Raw genomic sequence first — 24,031 nt, 5'->3', positions numbered from 1 at the left:
AAGCATTACTGCAACACCCCCGATCTTTATATATTGACTACACATTCATTGCTTACTGCGTCAGAGGATTGTTTATGATTCCAAACCAAATCACCAATGCCATCTGTTGGTGCAAATCCCGTTGGTGCATCCAATAACAATTGTCTTATTTGCTCATGATCCACTGCATGACAAGCTAAGTCCATTTGCTCAAGCAAGGCATCGTACTCATCGATCGGCAAATAAACCTCATTGGCGGTCATGATCCGCTCATGCGCGGTGCGTTTGACATTGTCACCAATCAGCAACTCTTCATAGAGCTTCTCGCCGGGGCGCAGACCCGCAAACTGGATCTCAATATCACCATGAGGGTTCTGTTCTGATTTCACCTCCAAACCCGAGAGTTGAATCAGGTTTTTCGCTAAATCGACAATTTTGACAGACTCGCCCATATCCAGCACAAACACATCACCGCCTTTCCCCATGGCGCCGGCTTGGATCACCAATTGCGCTGCCTCGGGAATGGTCATGAAAAAGCGCGTGATATCGGGATGAGTGACCGTCAACGGTCCACCTGCGGCAATTTGCCCTTTAAATAGCGGGATCACCGAGCCTGACGAGCCCAGCACATTGCCAAAACGAACCATGCAAAAACGCGTGCCGTTGGTCTTTTGGTTTTCTTGCTCAGCTAACGCCTGAAGGCCAAGCTCAGCCATACGTTTGGTCGTCCCCATCACATTGGTTGGACGCACCGCTTTATCGGTGGAGATCAACACAAATGACTCCACGCCCGCCTCAATCGCGGCTTTAGCGGTATAGAAGGTACCAAAGACGTTGTTACGCACCCCCTCCACCACGTTGTATTCCACCAACGGCACATGCTTGTAAGCCGCAGCGTGATACACCGTCTGCACGCCAAACGTTTCCATGGCCGTTTTTAAGCGGTGCTCTCGCTGTATAGAGCCCATGAGTGGAACAATGTCACACACAAGGCCTTTTTCTTGCTTAAGCGCATTTAGCTCACGGTCGATTTGATACAAACCAAATTCTGACAACTCAAACAAGACCAACATGGTGGGATTTTGCATGATGATCTGACGGCACAGTTCAGAGCCGATAGAGCCACCGGCGCCCGTCACCATGACCACTTTGCCTGTGATGTTCGCCTCAAGAAGCACTTGCTGAGGAGCGACGGGATCGCGACCAAGCAAGTCCTCAATTGGGACATCTTTTAGCTCATCAATTTTGGCCTTACCCGACACAATGTCCGTCATATCAGGCACGGTTTGTACTTCCACTGGCAGCTTAGCCAGCTTATCAAGAATGACTTTACGACGCGCACGAGAAGCGCTTGGCACTGCCAGTAGCACTTGGTCAATATCGTATTTGTTGATGATCGGCATCGCATCCTCAACGCTGATCACCGGCAAGCCCAAGATCACCGTGTTCGTCAATGTCTCATCGCCATCGATAAAGGCGCGCACACGATAGTCACCGGTGGCTCGAAGCGCGAAGGCTAACTGACGACCGCCTGAGCCCGCCCCATAAATCACCACTTCTTTGCACGTTTTGCTGCGCGACTGTGCAACCAGTGAACGTACAATCACGCGAGGACTGCCGCAAAACAGCGCTAAAAAGGCGCCGTAAATGATCGGCACCGTGCGAGGCAACGGATCGCTCATATAAAAGCTCAGTGCTCCCATCAGAAGTGCAGACAACACAGCGCCCGCGGTGACCACAAACAGCGCTTGGAAAGTCATATAGCGTAAGACCGCGCGGTAAAGCCCGAGACGAGCAAACACCGTGACAGTCGCGACCGTCACCGCAATCAAAATGCCCCAAACACTCGGCTCATGCCAGTAACTGAAGTCACCGAGCCGCACTATCAATGCGAGATGGAACGCGAAAAAAATGAGCCCGCAGTCAATCAGCACACTAATGATGCGCTTGTTGCTGCGAGGTAATTGCCATAGAAACTGAAGACGTTGCATAATATTCGTTATTTTAATTTTGACTCAAATGAGTCTCTCACATTTGATGATAATTCCCAATAAGGTAAGCCACACTATTGGGAAGCGCCTGCGGTGACAAAGTGCCCTAGATGGCGGGCCATTTGTGTCTCTGGCTGAGACACAAAAGGAGGTAAAGATTTGAATCGAAGAAAGAAAAGATAACCTTAGAGTCACTGACTCTAAGGCTGGGCACTATTTACGCTGTGCTTCTAACAACACCTCACGCACCACCTTACAGGTTTTTTCTAATTCTTTATTAGTCAACGTTGGGTGAACCAAAAACATTAAGCTTGTTTCCCCTAACGTGACTGCATTAGTTAGGCGTTTTTCTGGACGCCACGGCGTGTTATCAAAAGCTTTTTCTAGATAAACTTCAGAGCAACTCCCTTGAAATGCGGGGACACCACGTTCAACAATGGCTTCGACAATGCGATCTCTTGACCAACCATCAGCAAGATTTTCTGGCTCTACAAATAGATAGTGTTTGTACTCAGCATGCTCACTGTATTGTGGCACTTCAACTCGGCGAACTACAGGAAGGCCAGCAACCGCTTCATCAATTTGTGCAGCATTCACTTGACGTTTCTCAGTCCACTCAAGCATCCGACTCAGTTGAATACGACCAATCACCGCTTGCAACTCTGTCATGCGCCAGTTAGTACCAAAGGACTCGTGCAACCAACGAAAGCCCGGTGGATGCTCGCGATTGTAAATCGCATCAAAGCTTTTACCGTGATCTTTGTACGACCACATGGTTGACCACAATGCCTTATCATTGCTTGTCACCATGCCGCCTTCACCGCCGGTTGTCATAATCTTATCTTGGCAGAAAGACCATGCACCAATGTGACCAATAGTTCCTACGCTGCGGCCTTTGTATTTCGCACCATGTGCTTGAGCACAGTCTTCGATGACGTAAAAGCCGTGCTGCTGTGACAGCGCCATAATGGCATCCATCTCTGCTGGCATACCAGCAAGGTGCACCACAATCACCGCTTTTGTTTTTGGCGTAAGTACCGCTTGTATAGATTCCGCCGTAATCGCTTGGCTGTTTAGGTCAACATCCGCAAAAACGGGTACAGCACCGGAGGTTACAATTGACGAAGCGGAAGCAAGGAACGTTCTTGGCGTAGTGATCACTTCATCGCCCTCGCTAACGCCCAAGGCTTTCAATGCCACGTCGAGTGCAAGCGTGCCGTTACCAAGAGCAATCGCGTATTCACAACCAGCCCATGCCGCGAACTCTTTTTCGAACTCACGACACTCGTCACCAGTCCAGTAGTTTACTTTGTTTGACAGTAGCACACGGCTCACTGCATCAGCCTCTTCTTGAGTAAAAGAAGGCCATGGAGAAAATGGTGTATTAAGCACGATGTCACCTAATAAGTGTTATTTTTCTGATTTGATAAGCGTATGAGCAGGAGAGCCCACTACGGTTTGAAAATCTGGAATGTCGTTAATTAGCGTCGAACCAGCGCCAACAATAGCATCACGACCGACGACGATAAGTTGTTTCACTTGACTACCGATCCCTATCCAAGAATTTTCGCCAACTTCTACACCGCCAGCCAAGCTTGCATTAGGACTAATGTGAACCCCCTCAGCAAGCCTACAATCATGTTCCACGACAGAGCTAGTATTAATGATACAACTCTCTCCTATATGACTAAATGGATTCACAACTGCATTTGCCATCACCACTGTTCCTGCTTTGATGTTGGCGTATTCACTGACTACCGCATTTGGATGGGTTAACACATTGAAGTTCGCTCCTGCAGCACTCAACTCACGTTGTTTCGCACAGCGCGTCGCGTTATGGCCTATGGCAACCACGACCACATGATATTTGCTTGCCGTTGCCAAAAGTGCTGCAGTATCACCAGAGATATCCCAATGCTCAACAGAGGTTAAACTAGGCCAACGATCATCAAAAAACGTGATATGTTGATAGCCGTTTAGCTCTGCAATTTCTGCGACTACCTTGCCATGTCCACTGGCTCCTAAAATGGCGCAGCTTTTCATGATTGGCGACTACCTTGCTTTTCTGAGCCCGTAAATGGCTCTATAGTAACGTGGCCGTCTGCAGATATGCCTTCTTTCACGAAGACCTTTTTTACCGTCATGAAAAGAACCTTAATATCTAGCCACAATGTTTTATTATCTACGTACCAAACATCTAAGGCAAACTTTTCTTCCCAGCTGATCGCGTTTCGGCCATTTATTTGGGCCCAGCCCGTTACACCAGGACGAACATCATGGCGCCTTGATTGTTCTTTGCTGTAAAGCGGTAGGTACTGCATGAGCAACGGACGAGGCCCAACTAAGCTCATTTCCCCTTTTAACACATTCCATAGTTCTGGAAGTTCATCTAAGCTGCTGTTTCTTAACTTATCGCCAAACGGCGTCATGCGCTCAGAGTCCGGTAGCGGATTCCCTTGTTGATCCACCGCATCCTTCATGGTACGAAACTTCACCATTTCAAAAGGCTTTCCATTCAAGCCCGGACGAGTTTGACGGAACAGAACCGGAGAACCAAGGTTTTTACGAATCTTCCAAGCAACTAATGCAATGATAGGAGATAACAGAATAAGCGCGAAAAGAGACGCGAGAAAATCAAACAGTCTTTTCATCAGAAAGCTCCATAATTTTTAGGATATCAGCATTCACCTTATGGACGTCGAATTTTTCATTTGCCATGGAGTGACTTTTATTTCCCATCACTGACCATTGCTCTTGGTTTTCGATAAACCAAATCATACGTTCCGCGAGTTGCTCTACATTCGCCTTCTCAACTAACCAACCGTTTTCTCCATTGACAACGGTTTCACGACACCCAGGAACGTCAGTTGTTAGAATTGGGCGCCCCGTCGCCATAGCCTCTAATACAGTACGAGGCATCCCTTCATGGTAAGAAGGCAACACATAGATCGAACAGTTTTCAATAAAAGGACGAACATCTGTTGTTGCGCCGCTGTACTCAATAGCACCAGAAGATACCCATTCATTGACTTCTTCTAGCTTGATGCCATCAGGAGAAGGGTCTTCTGGGCCAACAAGTTCAAAGACCGCTTTAGGATATTGTTGTTTTACTATCTCTGCCGCTTTTGCATATTCCCGAATACCTTTATCCCCAAGTAAGCGAGCAATAAGTAAAAAGTGAGGCTTTGGTTCTAAAGGCGATACTTGGTAATGACTAAGATCAACGCCAGAGCCATTGACAAGAAAGCACTTCTCTTGAGGTACGATTCCTTCATTTATAAAGACTCGCATATTGTCTCTGTTCTGAAAAATAACACCCTTTGATTCCTTCAAAGCTATGTAATATAATAACTTTACAAGACGGTTGAGGGTATTTTTTGCGAACCCTCCCTTTTGAAAAGCATAGCCAAGCCCAGTAATCAACGCATAAAAAGATGTAATGCGAGCAAACCTTGTAGCAATACCCCCCCATACTATTGGTTTAATCGTATAGGCTAAAACAATATCTGGTTTAAAAGACCTAAACTGAAAAATAAACGAAAGCAACGTCTTCAAATCACTTAACGGGTTCAAACCACTCCTTTCTACATCGTAGTCAACATAAAAATCAACTACGTTCTCTATTTGCCTAACTTCTTCGGCATCTGCCTTGGATGCCATAGCAATAATGGAGCAACCTTTACGTTTAATTTCTTCTAAAAGATGCGCTCGAAAATTAATTAAAGAAGATGGCAACGTTCCAACAACTAAAATCATGTTTTTCTTGATTTTCATCAATAAATCTCTTCAAACTTCTTGGATATGGCGGATATGGAATAACAATCAGATATATAATTTGAAATCGACTGTGCTTCAAAGTTAAGGTTTAAACAACTTTCAATACAAGATGCGAGTTCTTTACTATCTACTTGACATACTTCTCCATACTTATCAATTATAAGCTTGCTATCCCCGACATCAGTAGCTGCAACCTTTAATCCAGATAACATTGCCTCGCCAATCACATTTGGAAACCCCTCGGAATAAGAACTACTTACATAAATATCAAACGCAGGATATATGCCACTTAAATTATCTCTAGGCCCTAACAAGAAAACCCTGTGCTTTATGTTATCAGGAAGGTTAATTCTTGAATTAGTATCATTCACATTATCCCCAAAACAGAATAAATATGCATCGATTCCTTTTCTTACAAGCTCACATAACGTATCAAAAAGAAGATCATGCCCTTTAACAGGATGATACCTACCTACATTAATTAACTTATAAGAATTAGGAGGTAACTTATCAAACATGTCTGAGATTTCGCTATCTATACAGTTATCGAATTTAAAAAAGTCCGTATCGAAACCATTTGGAATAACTATAGAATTTATTTCGGAATAGCCTATATCAATGTGAGAATTCTTGCTTTTAAAACTATTAAAGGTAACTACATCTACATTGGAACTTAACCGGGCTAAAAAGCGAATTAAAACTCTTGTTCTAAACCTATCCTTACCTAAGTTGTCTAAAGAGTGTCTGACGTTCCAGATAACTTTACATTTATTTGAAAATAAAAAGCTGAAGATCATGGCGTGATACATCCATGCCATAATTGTAATTTTATTATCGTAGTATGACTTTGATATGAATTTAACAATGGTCAGAAAGTCTTTTGTAAAATATAATACTTTTACTCCTGATTTGGTTAGCCTATCTTCATAATATTTATTATTAGTAAGAGATATGACTATATGGCACAAATCACTCTGAGAAGAAGTTACCTTGTAAAGCATAGCTTCAGCACCACCACGACCCAGACCTGTTATAATATGAATAACCTTCTTATTTTTCACAGTGGTGCCTATATATTTCAACCAGTTTATTTGAGATAATTTCTTGAGAAAAATTTTCCATTACCACAATCCTACCATTACTGCCCAAAGAACGCCTTTGAATGACAGACATATTGATTACACTGTCTAAACTATCTACCCATTCATTTTCAGTGTTAGCACCAAAACCAATGGTGCCCATCTCTAGGATTTCCTTATTCATACCAAAATTTGACACCACGACGGGGATACCTACTGACATGTACGTAAGCATTTTGTAACTACACTTGCCTAAAGACCAGTTATCATTAGCTAATGGCATTATACCTACATCGAACGAGTGTAGTTGCGTTACTTCTAAATCCTTTGACCATTTTTCAAAAATAACCTTGCTCTTTTCTATCTTTGAGAAGCATGGTTCTTCATTTGAAACTATCTTTATTTTAACATGCGGGTACTTGTCAATAATTATTTTTAGCGATGACTCAATTTCGTAAAGAAATTTAAAGCCACCCGATGTACCTGACCATCCAATGACAAAATCGTTGTTATCATCACTACTGCACTTGGGAGTATAGTAATTATGATCGACTGCAGTTGGGACAACATATACTGGCTTATTGAATTTTAAATAGTAGCCTCTCAAGTAATCATTACCACAAATAATAGCTAAGGAATTTTTAGCTATATAGTCAACACTTGAAAGTCTACTATTTAAATGAACAGCATCATCAACATCGAAAATGTATTTCCCTCTAATTAACGATTCAGAAGAATAAAGTGTAGAGATCATTGGCTTTTGTACAATAACCAGATCATACTGTCGACTTTTAATGGTTCTAATTATGTTATCAACTAAAGCTAATATAAACCAGATAAGCCTCTTTTCTTTAGGGGGAGTAGAGTTGTGCTTGGCAGGAATCTCTAGTACGTCAATTCCTTTTCCCATAAGGGAGCTTAAGTGTTGCGTAATTCTAAATCGTGCACTTGGGACGTTAGTTCCAGATGTTAATGCGACAACTTTCAAGTTATTAACCTCGTTTCAAATATAAAGTATTTCTTACGACATTCCCTAGCAAAACAAAAATCAACAGGTATTTAGAATATAAGAAAATGGGATATGCTACTGCAAATAAAATAGTCGCTGACAATATCGCTCTGTCGAGTTTCTCATCCACTCTCCAACGAAATCCAAACAGGCATCCTAATGCCATCAAAATAGAGCCTAAAATACCGATTTTTGTTAATGCAATGATGAAAAAAGAATCTGTAAAAGATAAGCTATTAGAATAAGTAAAACCAACACCCAGCAAAGGATTATCTGAGATAAACTCAAAGTTTTGTTTAAGAGAACCGCCGATATACCTTGACTGAAGCCCGTTTCCTTGATCACCTAAAAGGTAATCAAAAAGATCATTCGACATTTCCAAGTTGAATAATAAAAAAATCAAAATAAAAACTAACATTAACACTAGACTATATATTAAAACTTTACCGTCAAATAATAAATAACATGAAAGAAAAGCAACGACAAAAAGCATCATTATCGATGTATATGAAGATAAACCAATCATCATCATTGTCAAAATTATAATAATAGCAATATTTAGTATTGCATTAACTTTGTTTTTAATCATCCATATAGAAAGTAAAATGAAGTAAGCATAAAAGAATCCCGCTAATGAGTGACTACCGAAAATAGAAACAGGCTTTTCTCTAGCTAGCATGCTTTCCAATAGCGTATCATAGCTGCTAGAATAAAAATTCATGTATATTAGCTTTATTGACTCCAAATGAAGTGGCGCTACCCCCCAAAATACTACCCAAAGGATCATTAAATAGTATGTATACTTTATATTGCGATTATACTCATATTGAACGCTACTAAAGCTAATTAAAACTATAAAACACCAACAAATAAGAATGGGCAATTGACCCATTGCTAGTTCATCAAAAGGACTAGTAACTGTTGATAATATATATAAGATAATAATTGGGGTGACTAACAGTAGGCTTGGAAAATATATTTCTTTTTTATACACTAGTGTAATTAATAGCATTACACACAGAATAAACGATTGTAGAGGAGGTACCCAAGAAATTATATCAGATAAGAAAGACGTAGGAAAAAAAATAGCCAACAGCAAAATAACATTTAACTTCAAAGCATTCATAATTTAATTATTACTATTTATATATTTTTTCAACTGAGGGTAAAACATAGTTGTAATCAAAGCTATATAACTCAGAGCACCTACAACAATTGAAATTACAAACTGAAATATTGAATCATTAGGGATTTGAATAACAATTAATAGCATTAGCAAAGAAGATACTGTCACCTTAAATAAAAACCCAACATCTATCGAAGGATACTTGAATATTTTCCTTCCAATCAGGTAAGACATCGTCATGTAAACAAAACAACCTATGCAATAAGAAAAAGCACTGCCTTCTAGACCGTACCCATCAATTAACATAACATTTAGAGCAACTGAAGTAAAAGCGCCGCAAAATACTGGTAAGAATTGCTTGCCATTTTTCTTTGATATATGAAAAGCATAATCAAAAATTAGAGATTTAAGTTGAACGAATAGGTTAGCAATGATTAAAAAAGGGACAATTGGAATTACCCTTAGGTAAGCTTCTTCTGGAAGAAGAAAATAAAACAGACCTTTGGAAATACCAATAAAGCCTGCTGTAACTGGTAGTAAAATTAATAGAACCCACTGATTTGATTTCGAAAAAATATTATATCTATCTTCGTCATTCTTGTTATAAGCACCGATAACAATTGGATAAATAGCTAGTTGAACCACACCCATTACCGAAATTATGATCATTTGAACAGTATCGCTACCTAATGAAAAGTATCCGGTATAAGTCTCGTCAAGCATTACAGTTAGAAGTATTTTGCTCGAGGAATTAAGTACATATAGCAAAACATAAGTCAATATTAATGGGAAACCAAAAACAGCAATTTCTTTTATTGAATTAGGGATAAAATCTTTCTTTCTTAAGAAAAGTAACTTGTAAATATTTGGCGTCGATAATAATATATAAGAAGCTATTAATGCATAAACAACCCCTGGATATATATATTCTGTATAATAGAAACATAACGCAAAACTAAAAAAAACAACTCCCCTGATGCCCTGAAAAATACCAAAGGCTAATACTCTCTCTTCTGAATTAAATATTCTTTGACTTAATTCAAATCCTCCTAGCGCTACGGCTAACAAGGCAATTAAATAACTACTGGTCTTAAAGTTATCTTCGATGAACTCCCCAAAGATAAAACACAAAAAAAGAACAAGTATCGAACTAATAAAATAGAGTATTAAACCACTATTGATGATTTTGATTTTTACATCTGCGCTAGACTTCGGTATCAATCTGCCAAGAGTCACGTTAATCCACTGAAAAGCGATAATCGATAGACCACTTGCAATTGATATAACTAACGAATACTGACCATATTGGCTAGGTGTTAGCCAACGACTAAAAAAATAAGTAGTAAGCATGATGACTAAAAGAGGAACAAACTTAGCAACAATATAAAAACCAATTTTTTTTAACATATGCATTAGATGGCATCTATACTAGATAAGGGAGCCCCTTCCATATCTTTGATAGATAATTCAGGGTCGCCCCCGCTCAAAGGCCAATCAATACCTAAGTCACCGTCATCCCATGCAATAGATACTTCCGCTGATGGGTTATAGTAGTCAGTACATTTATACACGAACTCAGCGTCTTCACTCGTAACATAAAAGCCATGGGCAAAACCTTCAGGAACCCATAACTGCCGTTTGTTTTCGGCTGATAAGTACACACCAACCCACTGACCAAAAGTCGATGAGTCTTTTCTAATATCGACCGCGACATCAAATACTTCACCAGTGACGACTCTCACTAGTTTCCCTTGCGTATTTTCTGTTTGATAGTGTAAACCTCTAAGAATGCCTTTCTTAGACTTAGAGTGATTGTCCTGTACAAATTGTATTGGTTTGCCAGTCACCAATTCTTCAAATCTCTTTTGTTGCCAGGTTTCCATGAAAAAACCTCGCTCGTCACCAAACACAGAAGGCTCAATAATTTTTACATCAGGTATATCGGTATCGATAACTTTCATATATTAACTCATGTACTGTTGAATATTGTTAAGTGCAGATTCCCAATCACTTGGATTCACTTTAAATATTGTTTTAATTTTCGAGCAGTTCATCTTCGAATTTGCTGGGCGTACTGCTAGTGTTGGGTACATCTCCGTCGCAATCGCGGTAAGTTTTGGAGCTTCAAGTAACCCGTGTTTTTCTGCCTGCTTGAAGATTTCTTCAGCGAACTCACACCAGTTCACATGAGGAGCCCCTGAGAAATGATATACACCGTAGTACTCTGGATTGTCTGTAATATGTAATTGATTCATCATGGAGATTAAAGCGCCAGCGATGTCTCCTGCGTAAGTTGGGCCACCGTATTGGTCCCCTACGATAGTCAGTGCATCACGGTCTTTCCCTAAACGAAGCATTGTTTTGACAAAATTATTGCCATGCTCTCCAAATACCCAAGCCGTACGTAAGATTATGTGTTTATCGTTTGATTCAGCAAGAACTAGCTCACCAGCCAACTTACTTTGTCCATAAACACCTAAAGGACCTGTTGGGTCGGTCTCTATATAATCACCTTGCTTATTACCCGAAAACACATAGTCAGTCGATATATGCAAAATGGTACTATCAATCGCTTTAGTCGCTTGAGCAAGAAAGTCAGGTCCATTTTGGTTAACGGCATACGAAAGTTCTATTTCCTCTTCGGCTCTGTCAACTGCGGTATACGCTGCCGCATTAATCACAAAGTCGGGTTGGAACTCATTCACAACAGAAAAGACATCATCTTTGTTCGTGATATCGAGTTCATCTCTGTCAACCGCCAACAATTCGACCCTATCTTGCAGGCTCTCTACCAAGCAGTGCCCTACCTGGCCGTTACAGCCAGTCACTAATACACGCATCACTTCGAATCCTTTACTAGACGCATCAAATATTGACCGTATTCATTCTTCATCATGGGCTTAGCCAAGGTAGCCAATTCATCTTTAGTTAACCAGCCATTATTAAAGGCGATTTCCTCCAGGCAGGCTACTTTCAAACCTTGCACATTTTCAATCGTCTGTACAAAGGAAGAAGCTTCATGAAGGCTTTCATGAGTGCCTGTATCTAACCAAGCAAACCCACGCCCCAGTAATTCAACGTTCAACGTACCATCATTGAGGTACATTTCATTCAGGGTCGTGATTTCCAATTCACCACGCTCAGACGGTCTCACCTGCTTCGCCATCTCAACAACGCGGTTGTCAAAAAAATACAGCCCAGTGACCGCATAATTAGATTTTGGTTTTGCTGGTTTTTCTTCAATCGATACAGCTCTCATGTTGTCATCAAATTCTACAACACCAAAACGCTCAGGGTCTTTCACTTGATAACCAAACACTGTCGCACCCTGCTCGCGTTGCGCTGCATTTTTAAGAGCTGCAGTAAAGTGTTGACCATAAAAAATGTTGTCACCAAGCACCAAGCAACAGTTGTCATTGCCAATGAAGTCTTCACCGATAAGGAATGCTTGAGCAAGACCGTCAGGGCTCGGTTGTACTGCATACTTTAGATTGATGCCATAATCAGATCCATCACCGAGCAAACGCTTAAAACTCTCATTGTCTTCAGGTGTCGTAATAATCAGAATGTCACGAATACCCGCTAGCATTAACGTAGAAATCGGGTAGTACACCATTGGTTTATCATAGAGAGGAAGAAGTTGCTTAGACACTCCACGAGTAATAGGGTACAAACGAGAGCCTGAACCTCCAGCAAGAACAATACCTTTCATATTAGTGATTCACTCCTAAACGCTCGCCTGCGTAAGAACCATCCAAGACTCGGCTCCACCAAGTTTTGTTGTTTAAATACCATTCCACCGTCTTGCGAATACCCGATTCGAATGTTTCTTCTGGCTTCCAACCTAATTCACGTTCAATCTTAGACGCGTCGATTGCGTAACGTACATCATGTCCAGGACGGTCGGTGACATAAGTAATTAAATCTGAATACGATTCAACGCCTTCCGGTTTTTCCGGCACCAGTTCTTCAAGAAGCGAACAGATTGTTTTTACAACTTCAATATTGGCTTTCTCGTTATGACCACCAATGTTATAAGTCTCGCCGACCACACCTTCAGTCACTACTTTGTAAAGCGCACGAGCATGGTCTTCGACAAACAGCCAATCACGAATTTGCATTCCGTCACCGTATACTGGCAGTGCTTTACCTGACATAGAGTTTAAAATCATCAAAGGAATTAGTTTTTCAGGAAAATGGTATGGACCGTAGTTGTTCGAGCAATTGGTCACCAACGTTGGTAGACCATAGGTACGAAGCCAGGCACGAACTAAATGGTCGCTTGAAGCTTTTGAAGCAGAATATGGGCTAGACGGTTCGTATGATGTAGTTTCAGTGAACAGGTCATCTGTACCTTCCAAATCACCATACACTTCATCCGTGGAAATGTGATGAAAACGAAATGCTTCTTTCGCTGAAGGTTCCAAGTCATTCCAGTAAGCACGAGTCGCTTCCAAAAGTGTATAGGTACCGACTATATTGGTTTCGATGAACGCTGCAGGGCCATCAATTGAGCGGTCTACATGAGACTCTGCCGCTAGATGCATTACGGCATCGGGCTGGTACTGTGAAAAAACTCTGTCCAATTCCGATCGGTTACAAATGTCGACTTTTTCGAAATGATATCGCTCATTTGATTCTACTTCGGCAAGAGACTCCAAGTTGCCAGCATAGGTTAAAGAATCAACGTTAATAACCGTATCGTTGGTATCAGCTATAAGATGTCGAACCACAGCGGAACCAATAAAGCCTGCTCCACCAGTAATCAAAACTTTCATTGTATTAACCTATAAATTTTTTGTACCAAGGCATCGCCTTATTTATTCCACTCTGAATGCGGTATACGGGAGCGTAACCTAGTTTGTCCTGTGCCTTTGTAATATTTGCCTGTGAGTGCCTTACGTCACCCGCACGAAAATCGCGATAAGTAGGAACTGAACAATGTTGAACACCGAGATCGTTCAGAGCGTTCTGAATAGAAAAGTAGAGCTCATTCAAAGTTGTTCTATCGCCAAGAGCGACATTATACACTTCATCTTTTGCTTCATCATCGGCTGTCGCGGCCAAAATATTCATTTGAACTGTATTATCGATAAAGCAAAAGTCTCGGCTGGTTTCTCCGTCCCCATTGATAAACACTTCCTCATTACCAAGCATTGACGCTGTCCATTTAGGAATCACTGCCGCATATGCACCATTTGGGTCTTGCCTTGGCCCAAACACATTGAAATAGCGAAGACCAATGGTTTTAAAACCATAAGTGCGTGCATATACACCTGCATAAAGCTCGTTCACATACTTGGTTACTGCGTAAGGAGACAATGGGTTACCGATGTTTTCTTCAACTTTTGGCAGCGCAGGATGGTCACCGTATGTAGAGCTAGAAGCGGCATAAGTGAAACTTTTCACTTCCTCTTGTCTTGCGGCATCAAGCATGTTTAGAAAACCGGTAATATTTGCTGCGTTTGTCGTTAATGGGTCCGCAATAGAGCGAGGCACTGAACCTAACGCAGCTTGATGCAAGACATAGTCAACGCCTTGAACGGCTTGCTTACAAGCTTTTGGATCACGGATATCACCTTCAATAAAGCGAAAACGTTCCCACTGTGCTTCACTTACTAGGCTCTTTACTTCATCTAAGTTGTGTTGGTGACCGGTTGCGAAGTTGTCTAACCCCACCACGGTTTGATTAAGCTTTAGTAGCTTCTCCAATAGATTTGAGCCGATGAAGCCTGCGACACCTGTTACCAACCACGTTTTTGGTGATTCCAGTAACTCTTGGTGGATTTGTTCGTATTTGGTCATTGTGTTTTCCGTGAGGGGAAAGTCTAGGGTCTAGGGTCTAGGGTCTAGGGTCTAGGGTCTAGGGTCTAGGGTCTAGGGTCTAGGGTCTAGGGAACATAATCTCCCTTTTCTTCCCTAACAAAACCTTTCCGGATTTTAATTAAAGCGGCGATCATGGTTGCTAATTTTTTGCATTCTGCAACCACTCTTAAACCGCTTTTTATCTATGTAACCTATATCGATGCCAATATAAGTTTGTGTAAGAAGTTCACCTAAAGAGCCTTTAGCGTAATAAAGAAACCGCGTTTCTTTTTTCGCAGTTTCTCTTTTAAGGCCTTCAGCTATATTTGAAGGTACAGACAGAGCCGAGCGTGTTATTTGGTCTTTAACTCCATAATCTTGGCATTCTCACATGAGTTTATAGACGAGGCTTGCCAATCATGATGACCGTTTCCAATCTTCTAACTGTTCGAATTTCATAGTTCGGCTCTGAAGTTCTAGGTCCTTATAGACGCATGTCTACGCTTTCTTTGTCTAGAACGTATTTCAAGTCGTATAGAACGTGGGCTGGCTTACCAAGTGCGCGGATCTTCTCTACGCCCATCTCTTTAAACTCGTTGTGAGATACCGCCATGATGATCGCATCGTAATGACCCTGTTGTTCCTTCTCACACAAGGTTAGGCCGTATTCGTGTTGCGCTTCTGAGTTTGAACACCAAGGGTCCATAATATCTACATTGATGTTGTATTCTTTTAGCTCTGAAACAATGTCCACCACTTTAGTGTTGCGTAGGTCCGGGCAGTTCTCTTTAAAGGTAAGACCCATCACGAGTACATTCGCCCCCTCAACATGAATACGCTTCTTAAGCATTTTTTTCACAAGTTGAGAGACAACATATTGGCCCATGCCATCGTTGAGTCGGCGACCTGCTAAGATCATTTCAGGGTGGTAACCCACACTCTGTGCTTTATGCGTTAGGTAGTAAGGATCTACACCGATACAGTGGCCACCAACCAAACCCGGACGGAAAGGTAGGAAGTTCCACTTGGTGCCAGCAGCTTCCAGAACTTCTAAAGTATCGATACCAAGTTTGTTAAAGATGATAGACAGTTCGTTGATAAGCGCAATGTTGACGTCACGTTGCGTGTTTTCGATAACTTTTGCTGCTTCTGCTACTTTAATAGACGACGCTTTGTGTGTGCCCGCAGTAATAATGGTTTTGTAAAGTTGATCTACGTACTCAGCCACTTCTGGTGTCGAACCACTTGTGACTTTCAGAATGTTAGTAACACGATGCTCTTTGTCACCTGGGTTAATACGCTCTGGCGAGTAACCTGCAAAGAAGTCTTGATTGAATTTCAAGCCGGAAACACGCTCTACTACAGGGATACAGTCTTCTTCTGTCGCGCCAGGGTACACTGTTGACTCATAAATAATCACATCACCATTTGAAACAATGGTGCCTAGTGCTTCTGATGCCTTAATCAGCGGTGTTAAATCTGGCTGCTTGTGCTCATCGATTGGGGTTGGAACAGTAACAATATACACATTACACTCTTTCAACTCTTCAAGAGAAGCCGTATAGCTCAAATGTGTTGCTTCTGCTAGTTCGCTATCACTACACTCTAAAGTAGAGTCTGTTCCTTTTTTCAGTTCATCAATGCGAGTTTCGTTAATATCAAAACCTACCGTGGGTTGTTTTTTACCAAACTCTACCGCTAGAGGAAGACCAACATAACCTAAACCAATGATGCCAACTTTGGCATCTTTCAACGTCAATTTCATATATTAAACCTAAGTAAATTGCATTATATCTATTTTTTACCTCAGTAATATTGATACTCACTGAGACACTTTCTTTGATTTTGAGACAGACCAACTTACGCCAGCCCTCATTAACTCTCTGTTTTCGCTTAATCGAGCAAAGTAGCCCCAATAGCCACCCTATTGAGCGCGCTCTTCTGGCTCTTCTTCTTTACGAAACGCAAAGCGCACCAACACAATGGCCACACCGAGCATACCGCCGAGTAGCGTTGCCAGCACACAAATCAGCGCGCGCTTTGGCCCGTCTTTCTCTTCAGGCGCCACTGCTGGGTCGATGGTTTTAAACACAAACTCGTCTTCCACTTCCGCGAGCATCTGCGTTTTGTATTGTTCTTCAACCAGTGAGTAGAACATGTTTTGCAGCTCAACCACTTGCGTGCGATTGATTTGCCCTTGCAGGTATTCAATCTTAGAGCCCGCTTCAGACAGCGCTTTTTCTTTCATCCAATCATTGATGTCTTCAACCATCAAGGTTACCCACTCTTGGGCAATAAATGGTGATTTGCTGATGATTGAAATGGTCACCATGCCATTTTCTTTGTCTTCTGACACACTGAAGATGTTTTTAAACTCTTTATGAGCTTCCCAAAGGGTGGGCTCTAATGACTCACCTTCGCCCTCATCAAACACCCACTCCTTCAGTTGCGAGTCATAAAGGTCTGCATCGTAAGTAACGCGGTTCGCTTCTTCATTCCAAGACTCGATAGCCATCAGTGGCACCAACAAGTCGTGTTTTTGGATAAAGGTTTCAATGAACTTACGCGACTGAAGGACAGCTAACGCTTCAACTTTAGGATCGGCTTTATCACCACCACCAATACTCACCCCGGCAAACGCAGCAAGGCTGCCAAGCGAGCCGGACAAGCCACCACTACCACTACTCTGAGTTGGTGTCAGTAATACTTGAGACTTATAGGTATTCGGTTGAGAAAGAGCAAATAATACCCCACCCACAGCAAATACAAATGTAGTAAGAATGATGATCCACTTTCCACGCCATAGGGCGAAAAAAAGCTCTCTTAAGTCAATCTCATCATCGTTACTTTGAGGTTGTGGGTAGTAGCTAGGGGGGAATGGGTAGCTCCCCTCTTGATTTGTTGTATTTTGTGGTTTTGACATAATTTTCTTGGTTGAAGGTAGAAGGCTGGAGGATCTATAACTTCAGCTTCCTACTACGTTGTCAGTTCATTTGGGTTTGTTTGGCTTTGATTAATGACTTTATCATCGCATAAAGTTGTTTTGCTTCTCTGATGAGAGTGCTACCTATAGTGTTGTCTATGTAGCCGATCCTTATACCAATCATTAGCTGGGTGATAAGCTCTGCTGTTGAGCCTTGAGCTATGTTCAAAAATCGAACTTTCTCTTTGAGGCTATCACGTTCTTCTCCCTCTGCAATATTTGACGGTATAGACAAACCAGCTCTCGTTATCTGATCTTTGAATCCATAATCTTTTAAGGATTTTGTCACAAGATAGATATCACAACTTAACTTGCTTGAACGCTTCCAAATATCGAGTTTCTCGAATCTCATTCTATTGCCCACTGAGTTTAAAGTGAGCAGAGTTACAGTATGAGTAAGAGAACACAAAAGCTCTGTTTGAGACTGCGAGTTAAATCAAAAAGTCATCTAGGTTGAAAGTTGAAGGTTGAAGGTTGAAGGTTGAAGGTTGAAAAGCGTAACTCCTCAAGCCTTTTTCCTCCAACCTTGGCTTCAACCATTAGTCCTTGATGGCACTCCAAGCAACACCCAACTGGTAAAGGATCTGCGTTGCCGAAGTAATCGTGCTTAGACCATCTAAGTAATCCACGTCCACAGGCACGATGATCGTATCGCCTGGCTGTAATGACTCGCTGCTACGGCTAAACCAGTATGAGTTATTCGGGATCATGACTGAGCCGTCAGCGCGGACAACGTAAACACGGTCGGTGTCAGCTTGTTTATTCGTGCCGCCTGCAAGGTTTAGGTAGTCGTCGACAGTTTTCGAGTTATCAAACGTATGTGTCGAAGTGAACTGAACTTCACCAATAATAGAAACCGTTTTCTCATACTCAGGAATAAACAGCTTATCTTTATTGGCTAAAACCACATCCGCTTCATCGTCACCGTTTAGAATCGCGGGCATATCAATGACCATACGACCAAGTGCTGGTGTCGAGGTGAGGTTTTGTACCAACTGCATCGCTTCTGTTGGGCTCGATGAGAAACTTGCCGATGACGAGTTTTTACGTAGAGTCAAACCCGCAATTTGTTGCTCTAGCTGCCCACGAAGGAACTGCATCTGTTGCTGCTCACGAAGCTTCAAACGCTCACGTGCATATACAGCGCCATCTGGGTAAGCAAATTCGGTAAGACCACCCGCGCGTTCAACCAAGTCGCGAATAGTGTCGCCGCGATTGACTGCATAGCTACCAGGGAACATCACTTCACCTTGCAGCTCAACCACCATTTCTGACTGCCAGGTTGGCTTTTTGAAGATAATCAAACGGTCTTTCGAGTGTAGGCGAGGTGAGGCATCTGGGTTACCTGCCAATAATGCACTCAAATCAATACGCTGATGGCTTAATGCCGTTGTCTCATCTTCATAGTTACCGCTATTAAAGCGAGTCAGTTCAGCTTGAGATACAAACGCAGACTCTAGTAAGCCGCCAGCAGCAACAATCAAGTCAGCCGTTTCCATGCCTTTCGTCAGCGGGTAAATACCTGGGTATTTTACGTCACCGGTGATCTCAACTAACTGCACCGGCGCCCCTTGATGCGACTGCTCTTTTAAGCGCTCAATGATAGGCTCGAGCTCTTTAGCTCGGTGAGAAAGCTGGTTTGAGTCAGCGATTTCTGACACCTTCGCTTGGCCTTCTTCGTTTTGCGTTGGAGAGTTTTCTGTCACAGCGCCAGTTTGCGCGTCGACGGTCGTTTGCTCTTGACCACCTTGACGAGCATTGCGCTGCGCTTCTGCGCGTTGCTCTTGAGCTTGAGTCAAACGCTCCATTTCAAGCGTGGCTTCACTTTGCGAGCCTCGGCCATACCAAAACTCTGAATCTACGTTATTACTTAGGATAAAGATGTGGTCACGATTATTTAGCACCACATCATCTTTTGAGTTAGGTTTAGTGATGGCCTTTCTCAAGCTAAATTGCAGAACTTCCACTTCACCACGCAGCGACTTTTCTCGCACAATCAGAGCGTAGTCAAGCTCAGCGCCTGCGCGAAGGTCTTTATCAATCGATTTAAAGATATCAGACACACGCATGCCGACTTTAAACTCATGGACACCTTGACGGGTCGCTTGACCGCGAACACCCACCGCATTAACGAAGTATTGGTTGGCTTTCGAGATAAAGATTTCATCACCGTCTTGGATCTTGAAATTGCGACCCGATGATTTATTAAGATCAACCGTATCAACGACAATACCCGATTGAGTCTGACGACGTACGCTGACTGTGCCCAAATACGCCGCGGCTTTTGTCCCGCCCGCATAATCAATCACCTCAGATAAAGGCGTCGGCTCAACCAACTCAAAATGTGCGGCTCTTAGCACTTCACCTGAAATGGTCACCGTTGATTTTTTAGCCGGTATAAACAGCGTATCGCCTTTTTCTAAACGCACATCTTGGCTTGAGTCACCATTGAGCAATAGATCGTATAGGTCGAGTATCGCAACCACTTTGCCTTCACGCTTCAGTTGCACTTCACGCAATGAGCCCGTTTCTTTCACACCACCAGCGGCAATCAAAGCTTGAGTGAGAGTCGTAACACCGCTGACATTGTAAGCGCCTGGTTGAGTGGCTTCACCAGTAATAAAGACTTGCATCATGCGCATATTGCCCATAGAGACAAGCACGTTACCACCGATAATTCGCTCTTGGATCAGTGCGGTTAACTCTGCGTTGACCTGACTAAAAGATTTGCCAGCAACACTAACAGGACCAATGCGTGGCAATGAAATTTGACCATTACGATCAACCGTTGCTAACTCTTCTCCGTCCTCTTTACCGAACATTTGAATGCGAATTTCATCACCTGGGCCGATGATGTAATCGTTCGGAACAGGAATGCTATCGAAAGTCGTAAATGTATCAGGTATGCCTTTCAGCACATCATAACCAAACGCCGTTAGCTCAGTAGACTGTTTAATCTCCTTAGCGGGCGCCTCCGGTGTCGGTGTCGGCATTGTTTTTTCTGGTGCCGCAACAGGCTGCTGTGGCTGAGATGATGCACTTCCTGCGTTCAAGGCATTTAAGTCAACGCCATATTGACGAGCTAACTGCTCTTGTTGCGCTTTTGGCAGTTTTTTAAATTGCTCAATTTGCGCTGGGGTCGGTTGTGCCCAGGCCAATTGACTGACGATTAAGCTAGTCGCCAAAGTAACTTTATTAAACAACTTCATGTGACGTTTAAGTTCCTTGCTAACGCAGATAGTTAGTAACGGTATTCGTAACCAAAGAGGAAGTTAGGCTCATCAATGGTTTTGGTTAAAGAGGTATAATCGATGTATCCCAATCCAAAGCTGAACATGCCTTGCTGGAATGGGATGTGATAATCAATTTGGGTGGCTTTTTCTTGCGTGCTATCAGACTCAGAGTTTCGATAAACCGCCGTTATTCGATGGTCATTATTGAGTAGCGCATATAGTGCGACAGAGGCGCTATCTCCCCAAAGCAACGAAGAGTATTCATTCAGCACCTGCTGCTGTGCACCTGTCCAACGATCACGCTGCTGCTCATCGACATGCTGACCTTCCAAGACGAGCGTCATTTCCGCATCAAAAGCTTGGAACTGACCTTCCCAACCATAGCTTGTCGCTTGAGAATCATGGCCAAATTGGGTCTGTTGCCAATTGGCATAAACCGCATGTGATAATTGAGCGACTTTCGGTAAAGATAAGCGAGCATCGATACCATAACTGGCCAATTTCTCATCTTGATTGTCTTTATCTGAAAGTTGATAGTTAAGACCAAACTCTAATTGCGCCATAGGTTTCGCGGTAAAGCGGTTTAACCATACGTAATTGGACTCTTGGTTGATATAATTGATAGCACTATCTAAATTCCAAAACCCGATCACTGGCATTTGATCGCCTACCCAAGACAGTTGCAATGACGGAGAGTTCTCGCCAAAGTTTCCTTGTTGTAGGTTATGTTGCCATGTCGGCCCCCACCAGCGCTCTAGATAGCCCAGTGAGATAAGTGCAAAACCCGCATTAAACGATAAGTGACTGCCTTTGAAGTTCACATCGGTATCGTAGTCAGACTCGACGCCCGATAAATAACTTGTCGGCTTCATCGAGTCGGCATAGTTAATACTCAGCCGAAACGAAAAGTCTTCGCTCATGTGGTCGTAGCTCGTATAAATGCCCCAATGGTCAGTACCCATCGAACCGTAACCCAAATGAGCCTGCGGATTCGATTGATAAATCGCTTTCGCCATCACGTTGCCACGAGCAAACTGTGCATTGTTCATTGTGTGACGAACATACTGCACGGCATAGCGTGTGTTGTCTGGCGTATGGGCGCGTTTAATATCGTCCCCGATCACGTTCCAGCGCAATGGGTAGCTACTGAGCGGCGCTTGCAACAATAAATTGTCAGATAGTTTGTGTAGAGAGGCTCTAAGAAAGGGATCGTTAGTTTCGACCCACGGTGAAGCGTTCACCGCAAGAGGCATAAAAACAGTCAATGGTAGCCAGCGAGCTACCTTAACACTCACCTTGTATTTATTGGAATTAAGGTGCTGTTTTGTTTGGGCCGTCATGAAACTAACCTTTGTCCGAAGCCGTAACGTTGTGTAACTTTCGTACCAAAACCATCATTTTGGTACGCTACCGCCCTTAGGTTTGGCTCCTAAAGGCAAAGTTATTTTTTATAGTATGTATTTTTTAGAGGCGCGATTGTAACTCAACAGGGTACAAAATGTAACTCCCAGTAGATGACAATTTCATAAATTAATGCGTGATGCCTCGTAGGCATTTGGGTTGAAGTGGATGAATAAACGACAGTAAAGATAAGATTAATCAATGAAATTCATTGGTATCTATGGGTATACACCAAATGGAAATACAAGCACACGTAAATCTAACACCTTACTTACAAGTTACTCACCACGGTGGTAAACACACCGTGACAGGCTCCTGTCATAAACTTGCCATTCAAAAAAGAAGTGTGCTGATCGATTGTGGGTTATTCCAAGGCCAAGAGCATCAACCTCTAGACATTCCATTTTCAATAAAACACATCGATGCGGTGCTCCTCACTCACAGCCATATTGACCACATCGGCAGGTTGCCATGGCTGATCGCTAAAGGCTATCGAGGCCCGATTTATGCATCTGAAGCGACCTGCGCCCTAGTGCCACTCATGCTGCTAGATGCGTTAGTTTTGCAAAGGCTACAAGCTGGGCAAGCCAAGCGAGTGCTTGGTATTATTAAAAGGCACCTCAAGCCGATGAAATATCACCAATGGATACCACTGCCATTGAGCGGCATTAAAGCGTGTTATGCTCGCTTTCAACCAGCTGGGCATATCCTCGGATCGGCTTATATTGAGATTAAACATAACGAGCAGGTTGTGGTGTTTTCTGGCGATCTCGGCCCTCGCAATACACCGCTTTTGCCTGATCCCGCTTCTCCTAAGCGCGCTGACTTTCTATTTATTGAATCAACTTATGGAGACAAGCAACACGAATCCGTCAAACAGCGTTCACAGAGGTTGCTAACCATCATCAACCGCTCTCTCGAAGACGGCGGCGTGATTCTCATTCCTGCCTTTAGTGTTGGCCGCACTCAAGAGCTGCTGTTTGATATTGAGTCTTTGATGCATCGCCATCAACTCTCCAGCCGACTACCGATTATTCTAGATTCGAAGCTCGCCAATAGGGTGACTAAAGCCTATCGACACTATCGCAAGCTATGGAGCAAAGAAGCCAAAGTCAAACTGCAGCAAGGGCGGCACCCATTGGCTTTTGAGCAGTGCATCACGATTGATGGTTACAGAGAACATCAAAGAGTCGTCAACCGACTTAAGCAGTCGGGGGAGCCTGCGATTGTGATTGCGGCTTCGGGGATGTGTACCGGTGGGAGAATACTTAATTATCTCAAGACGCTGCTGCCTGATAAAAGAACCGATGTGATTTTTGCTGGCTATCAAGCGAAAGGGACGTTAGGGCATGCGCTTCAGTCTGGTGAGGAACGTGTGGTTATAGATGATGAGGTAGTTGAGGTTAACGCGCAGATTCATTCGATGTCTGGGTATTCAGCGCATGCGGATCAGGAGGATTTACTTCGGTTTATTGAGGGGATTGATGGTGGGGTGAAGGAGGTGCATTTGATTCATGGGGTGGTTGAAGGTAAGGCGGAGTTTGCGGGAATCTTGGGCGAGACAGTTGCTGGAAGGATTGTTGTGTGAGTTTGAGAATGAAAGAGCTTACCCCCTCCTAGCCTCCCCCTTAGCAGGGGGAGGGACTAG

The 24,031-nt window shown here is 42.9% G+C and carries 21 protein-coding genes; 1 reads left to right on the top strand and 20 read right to left on the bottom strand.

The genetic code is table 11. The features are described 5' to 3' along the window. Positions 1-26: 26 nt before the first annotated feature. From QWZ05_RS13865 to QWZ05_RS13770, 20 genes are all read right to left on the bottom strand, one after another. Entirely contained in the window at positions 27-1,970 is a 1,944-nt protein-coding gene (locus tag QWZ05_RS13865; protein WP_290298941.1) for a polysaccharide biosynthesis protein, read from the bottom strand. A 213-nt stretch (positions 1,971-2,183) separates the two neighbouring features. Then, positions 2,184-3,362 carry a DegT/DnrJ/EryC1/StrS family aminotransferase gene (locus QWZ05_RS13860; protein WP_290298939.1) on the bottom strand — a complete coding sequence of 393 codons (1,179 nt, stop codon included), beginning with the start codon at positions 3,360-3,362 and terminating at the stop codon, positions 2,184-2,186. Positions 3,363-3,380: 18 nt separating this feature from the next. Continuing rightward, on the bottom strand, positions 3,381-4,013 hold the full coding sequence (locus QWZ05_RS13855; protein ID WP_290298938.1) for an acetyltransferase: 633 nt from the start codon (positions 4,011-4,013) through the stop codon (positions 3,381-3,383). Beyond that, entirely contained in the window at positions 4,010-4,621 is a 612-nt protein-coding gene (locus QWZ05_RS13850; RefSeq protein WP_290298937.1) for a sugar transferase, read from the bottom strand. The genes QWZ05_RS13855 and QWZ05_RS13850 overlap by 4 nt, the downstream gene beginning before the upstream one ends. Further along, on the bottom strand, positions 4,605-5,744 hold the full coding sequence (locus QWZ05_RS13845) for a glycosyltransferase family 4 protein (protein ID WP_290298936.1): 1,140 nt from the start codon (positions 5,742-5,744) through the stop codon (positions 4,605-4,607). The genes QWZ05_RS13850 and QWZ05_RS13845 overlap by 17 nt, the downstream gene beginning before the upstream one ends. After that, the gene (locus QWZ05_RS13840; RefSeq protein WP_290298935.1) at positions 5,744-6,808 is read right to left on the bottom strand and encodes a glycosyltransferase; all 1,065 of its coding nucleotides are present in this window, start codon (positions 6,806-6,808) and stop codon (positions 5,744-5,746) included. Before QWZ05_RS13840 ends, QWZ05_RS13845 begins: the two co-directional genes overlap by 1 nt. Then, positions 6,798-7,814: a glycosyltransferase family 4 protein gene (locus tag QWZ05_RS13835; RefSeq protein WP_290298932.1), complete on the bottom strand. Its 1,017-nt coding sequence runs from the start codon at positions 7,812-7,814 to the stop codon at positions 6,798-6,800. The genes QWZ05_RS13840 and QWZ05_RS13835 overlap by 11 nt, the downstream gene beginning before the upstream one ends. 4 nt (positions 7,815-7,818) lie before the next feature. Then, complete coding sequence (locus QWZ05_RS13830) at positions 7,819-8,961, bottom strand: hypothetical protein (RefSeq protein ID WP_290298931.1); 1,143 nt, start codon at positions 8,959-8,961, stop codon at positions 7,819-7,821. Between the two features lie 3 nt (positions 8,962-8,964). Next, positions 8,965-10,374: a lipopolysaccharide biosynthesis protein gene (locus tag QWZ05_RS13825; protein WP_290298929.1), complete on the bottom strand. Its 1,410-nt coding sequence runs from the start codon at positions 10,372-10,374 to the stop codon at positions 8,965-8,967. Further along, positions 10,374-10,922 carry a dTDP-4-dehydrorhamnose 3,5-epimerase gene (gene rfbC, locus QWZ05_RS13820; protein ID WP_290298928.1) on the bottom strand — a complete coding sequence of 183 codons (549 nt, stop codon included), beginning with the start codon at positions 10,920-10,922 and terminating at the stop codon, positions 10,374-10,376. Before rfbC ends, QWZ05_RS13825 begins: the two co-directional genes overlap by 1 nt. 3 nt (positions 10,923-10,925) lie before the next feature. Next, complete coding sequence (gene rfbD / locus QWZ05_RS13815) at positions 10,926-11,801, bottom strand: dTDP-4-dehydrorhamnose reductase (protein WP_290300800.1); 876 nt, start codon at positions 11,799-11,801, stop codon at positions 10,926-10,928. After that, the gene (gene rfbA, locus QWZ05_RS13810) at positions 11,801-12,673 is read right to left on the bottom strand and encodes a glucose-1-phosphate thymidylyltransferase RfbA (protein WP_290298926.1); all 873 of its coding nucleotides are present in this window, start codon (positions 12,671-12,673) and stop codon (positions 11,801-11,803) included. The genes rfbD and rfbA overlap by 1 nt, the downstream gene beginning before the upstream one ends. Position 12,674: 1 nt before the next feature. Next, the gene (gene rfbB / locus QWZ05_RS13805) at positions 12,675-13,739 is read right to left on the bottom strand and encodes a dTDP-glucose 4,6-dehydratase (RefSeq protein WP_290298925.1); all 1,065 of its coding nucleotides are present in this window, start codon (positions 13,737-13,739) and stop codon (positions 12,675-12,677) included. A 4-nt stretch (positions 13,740-13,743) separates the two neighbouring features. Then, a complete protein-coding gene (locus tag QWZ05_RS13800; RefSeq protein ID WP_290298923.1) occupies positions 13,744-14,766 on the bottom strand; it encodes an NAD-dependent epimerase/dehydratase family protein in 1,023 nt (340 codons plus the stop codon). 135 nt (positions 14,767-14,901) lie between these two features. After that, positions 14,902-15,090 (bottom strand): four helix bundle protein, encoded by a 189-nt coding sequence (locus tag QWZ05_RS13795; RefSeq protein WP_290300799.1) that lies wholly within the window; start codon positions 15,088-15,090, stop codon positions 14,902-14,904. Positions 15,091-15,250: 160 nt separating this feature from the next. Further along, positions 15,251-16,531 (bottom strand): Vi polysaccharide biosynthesis UDP-N-acetylglucosamine C-6 dehydrogenase TviB, encoded by a 1,281-nt coding sequence (tviB, locus tag QWZ05_RS13790; RefSeq protein ID WP_290298921.1) that lies wholly within the window; start codon positions 16,529-16,531, stop codon positions 15,251-15,253. A 159-nt stretch (positions 16,532-16,690) separates the two neighbouring features. Next, positions 16,691-17,689: a Wzz/FepE/Etk N-terminal domain-containing protein gene (locus QWZ05_RS13785; RefSeq protein ID WP_290298920.1), complete on the bottom strand. Its 999-nt coding sequence runs from the start codon at positions 17,687-17,689 to the stop codon at positions 16,691-16,693. Between the two features lie 61 nt (positions 17,690-17,750). Continuing rightward, on the bottom strand, positions 17,751-18,101 hold the full coding sequence (locus QWZ05_RS13780) for a four helix bundle protein (protein ID WP_290298918.1): 351 nt from the start codon (positions 18,099-18,101) through the stop codon (positions 17,751-17,753). A gap of 187 nt (positions 18,102-18,288) precedes the next feature. After that, positions 18,289-20,958: an SLBB domain-containing protein gene (locus QWZ05_RS13775; protein WP_290298916.1), complete on the bottom strand. Its 2,670-nt coding sequence runs from the start codon at positions 20,956-20,958 to the stop codon at positions 18,289-18,291. Between the two features lie 32 nt (positions 20,959-20,990). Further along, the gene (locus tag QWZ05_RS13770) at positions 20,991-22,322 is read right to left on the bottom strand and encodes a capsule assembly Wzi family protein (protein ID WP_290298915.1); all 1,332 of its coding nucleotides are present in this window, start codon (positions 22,320-22,322) and stop codon (positions 20,991-20,993) included. A gap of 296 nt (positions 22,323-22,618) precedes the next feature. Between QWZ05_RS13770 and QWZ05_RS13765 the strand changes: the two genes are divergently transcribed. After that, positions 22,619-23,971 (top strand): MBL fold metallo-hydrolase, encoded by a 1,353-nt coding sequence (locus QWZ05_RS13765; protein ID WP_290298913.1) that lies wholly within the window; start codon positions 22,619-22,621, stop codon positions 23,969-23,971. Positions 23,972-24,031 lie beyond the last annotated feature (60 nt).

The sequence above is a fragment of the Vibrio agarivorans genome (genome assembly GCF_030409635.1).
GTDB classification, from domain to species: domain Bacteria; phylum Pseudomonadota; class Gammaproteobacteria; order Enterobacterales; family Vibrionaceae; genus Vibrio; species Vibrio agarivorans.
This window is presented reverse-complemented; position numbering and strand designations above follow the sequence as displayed.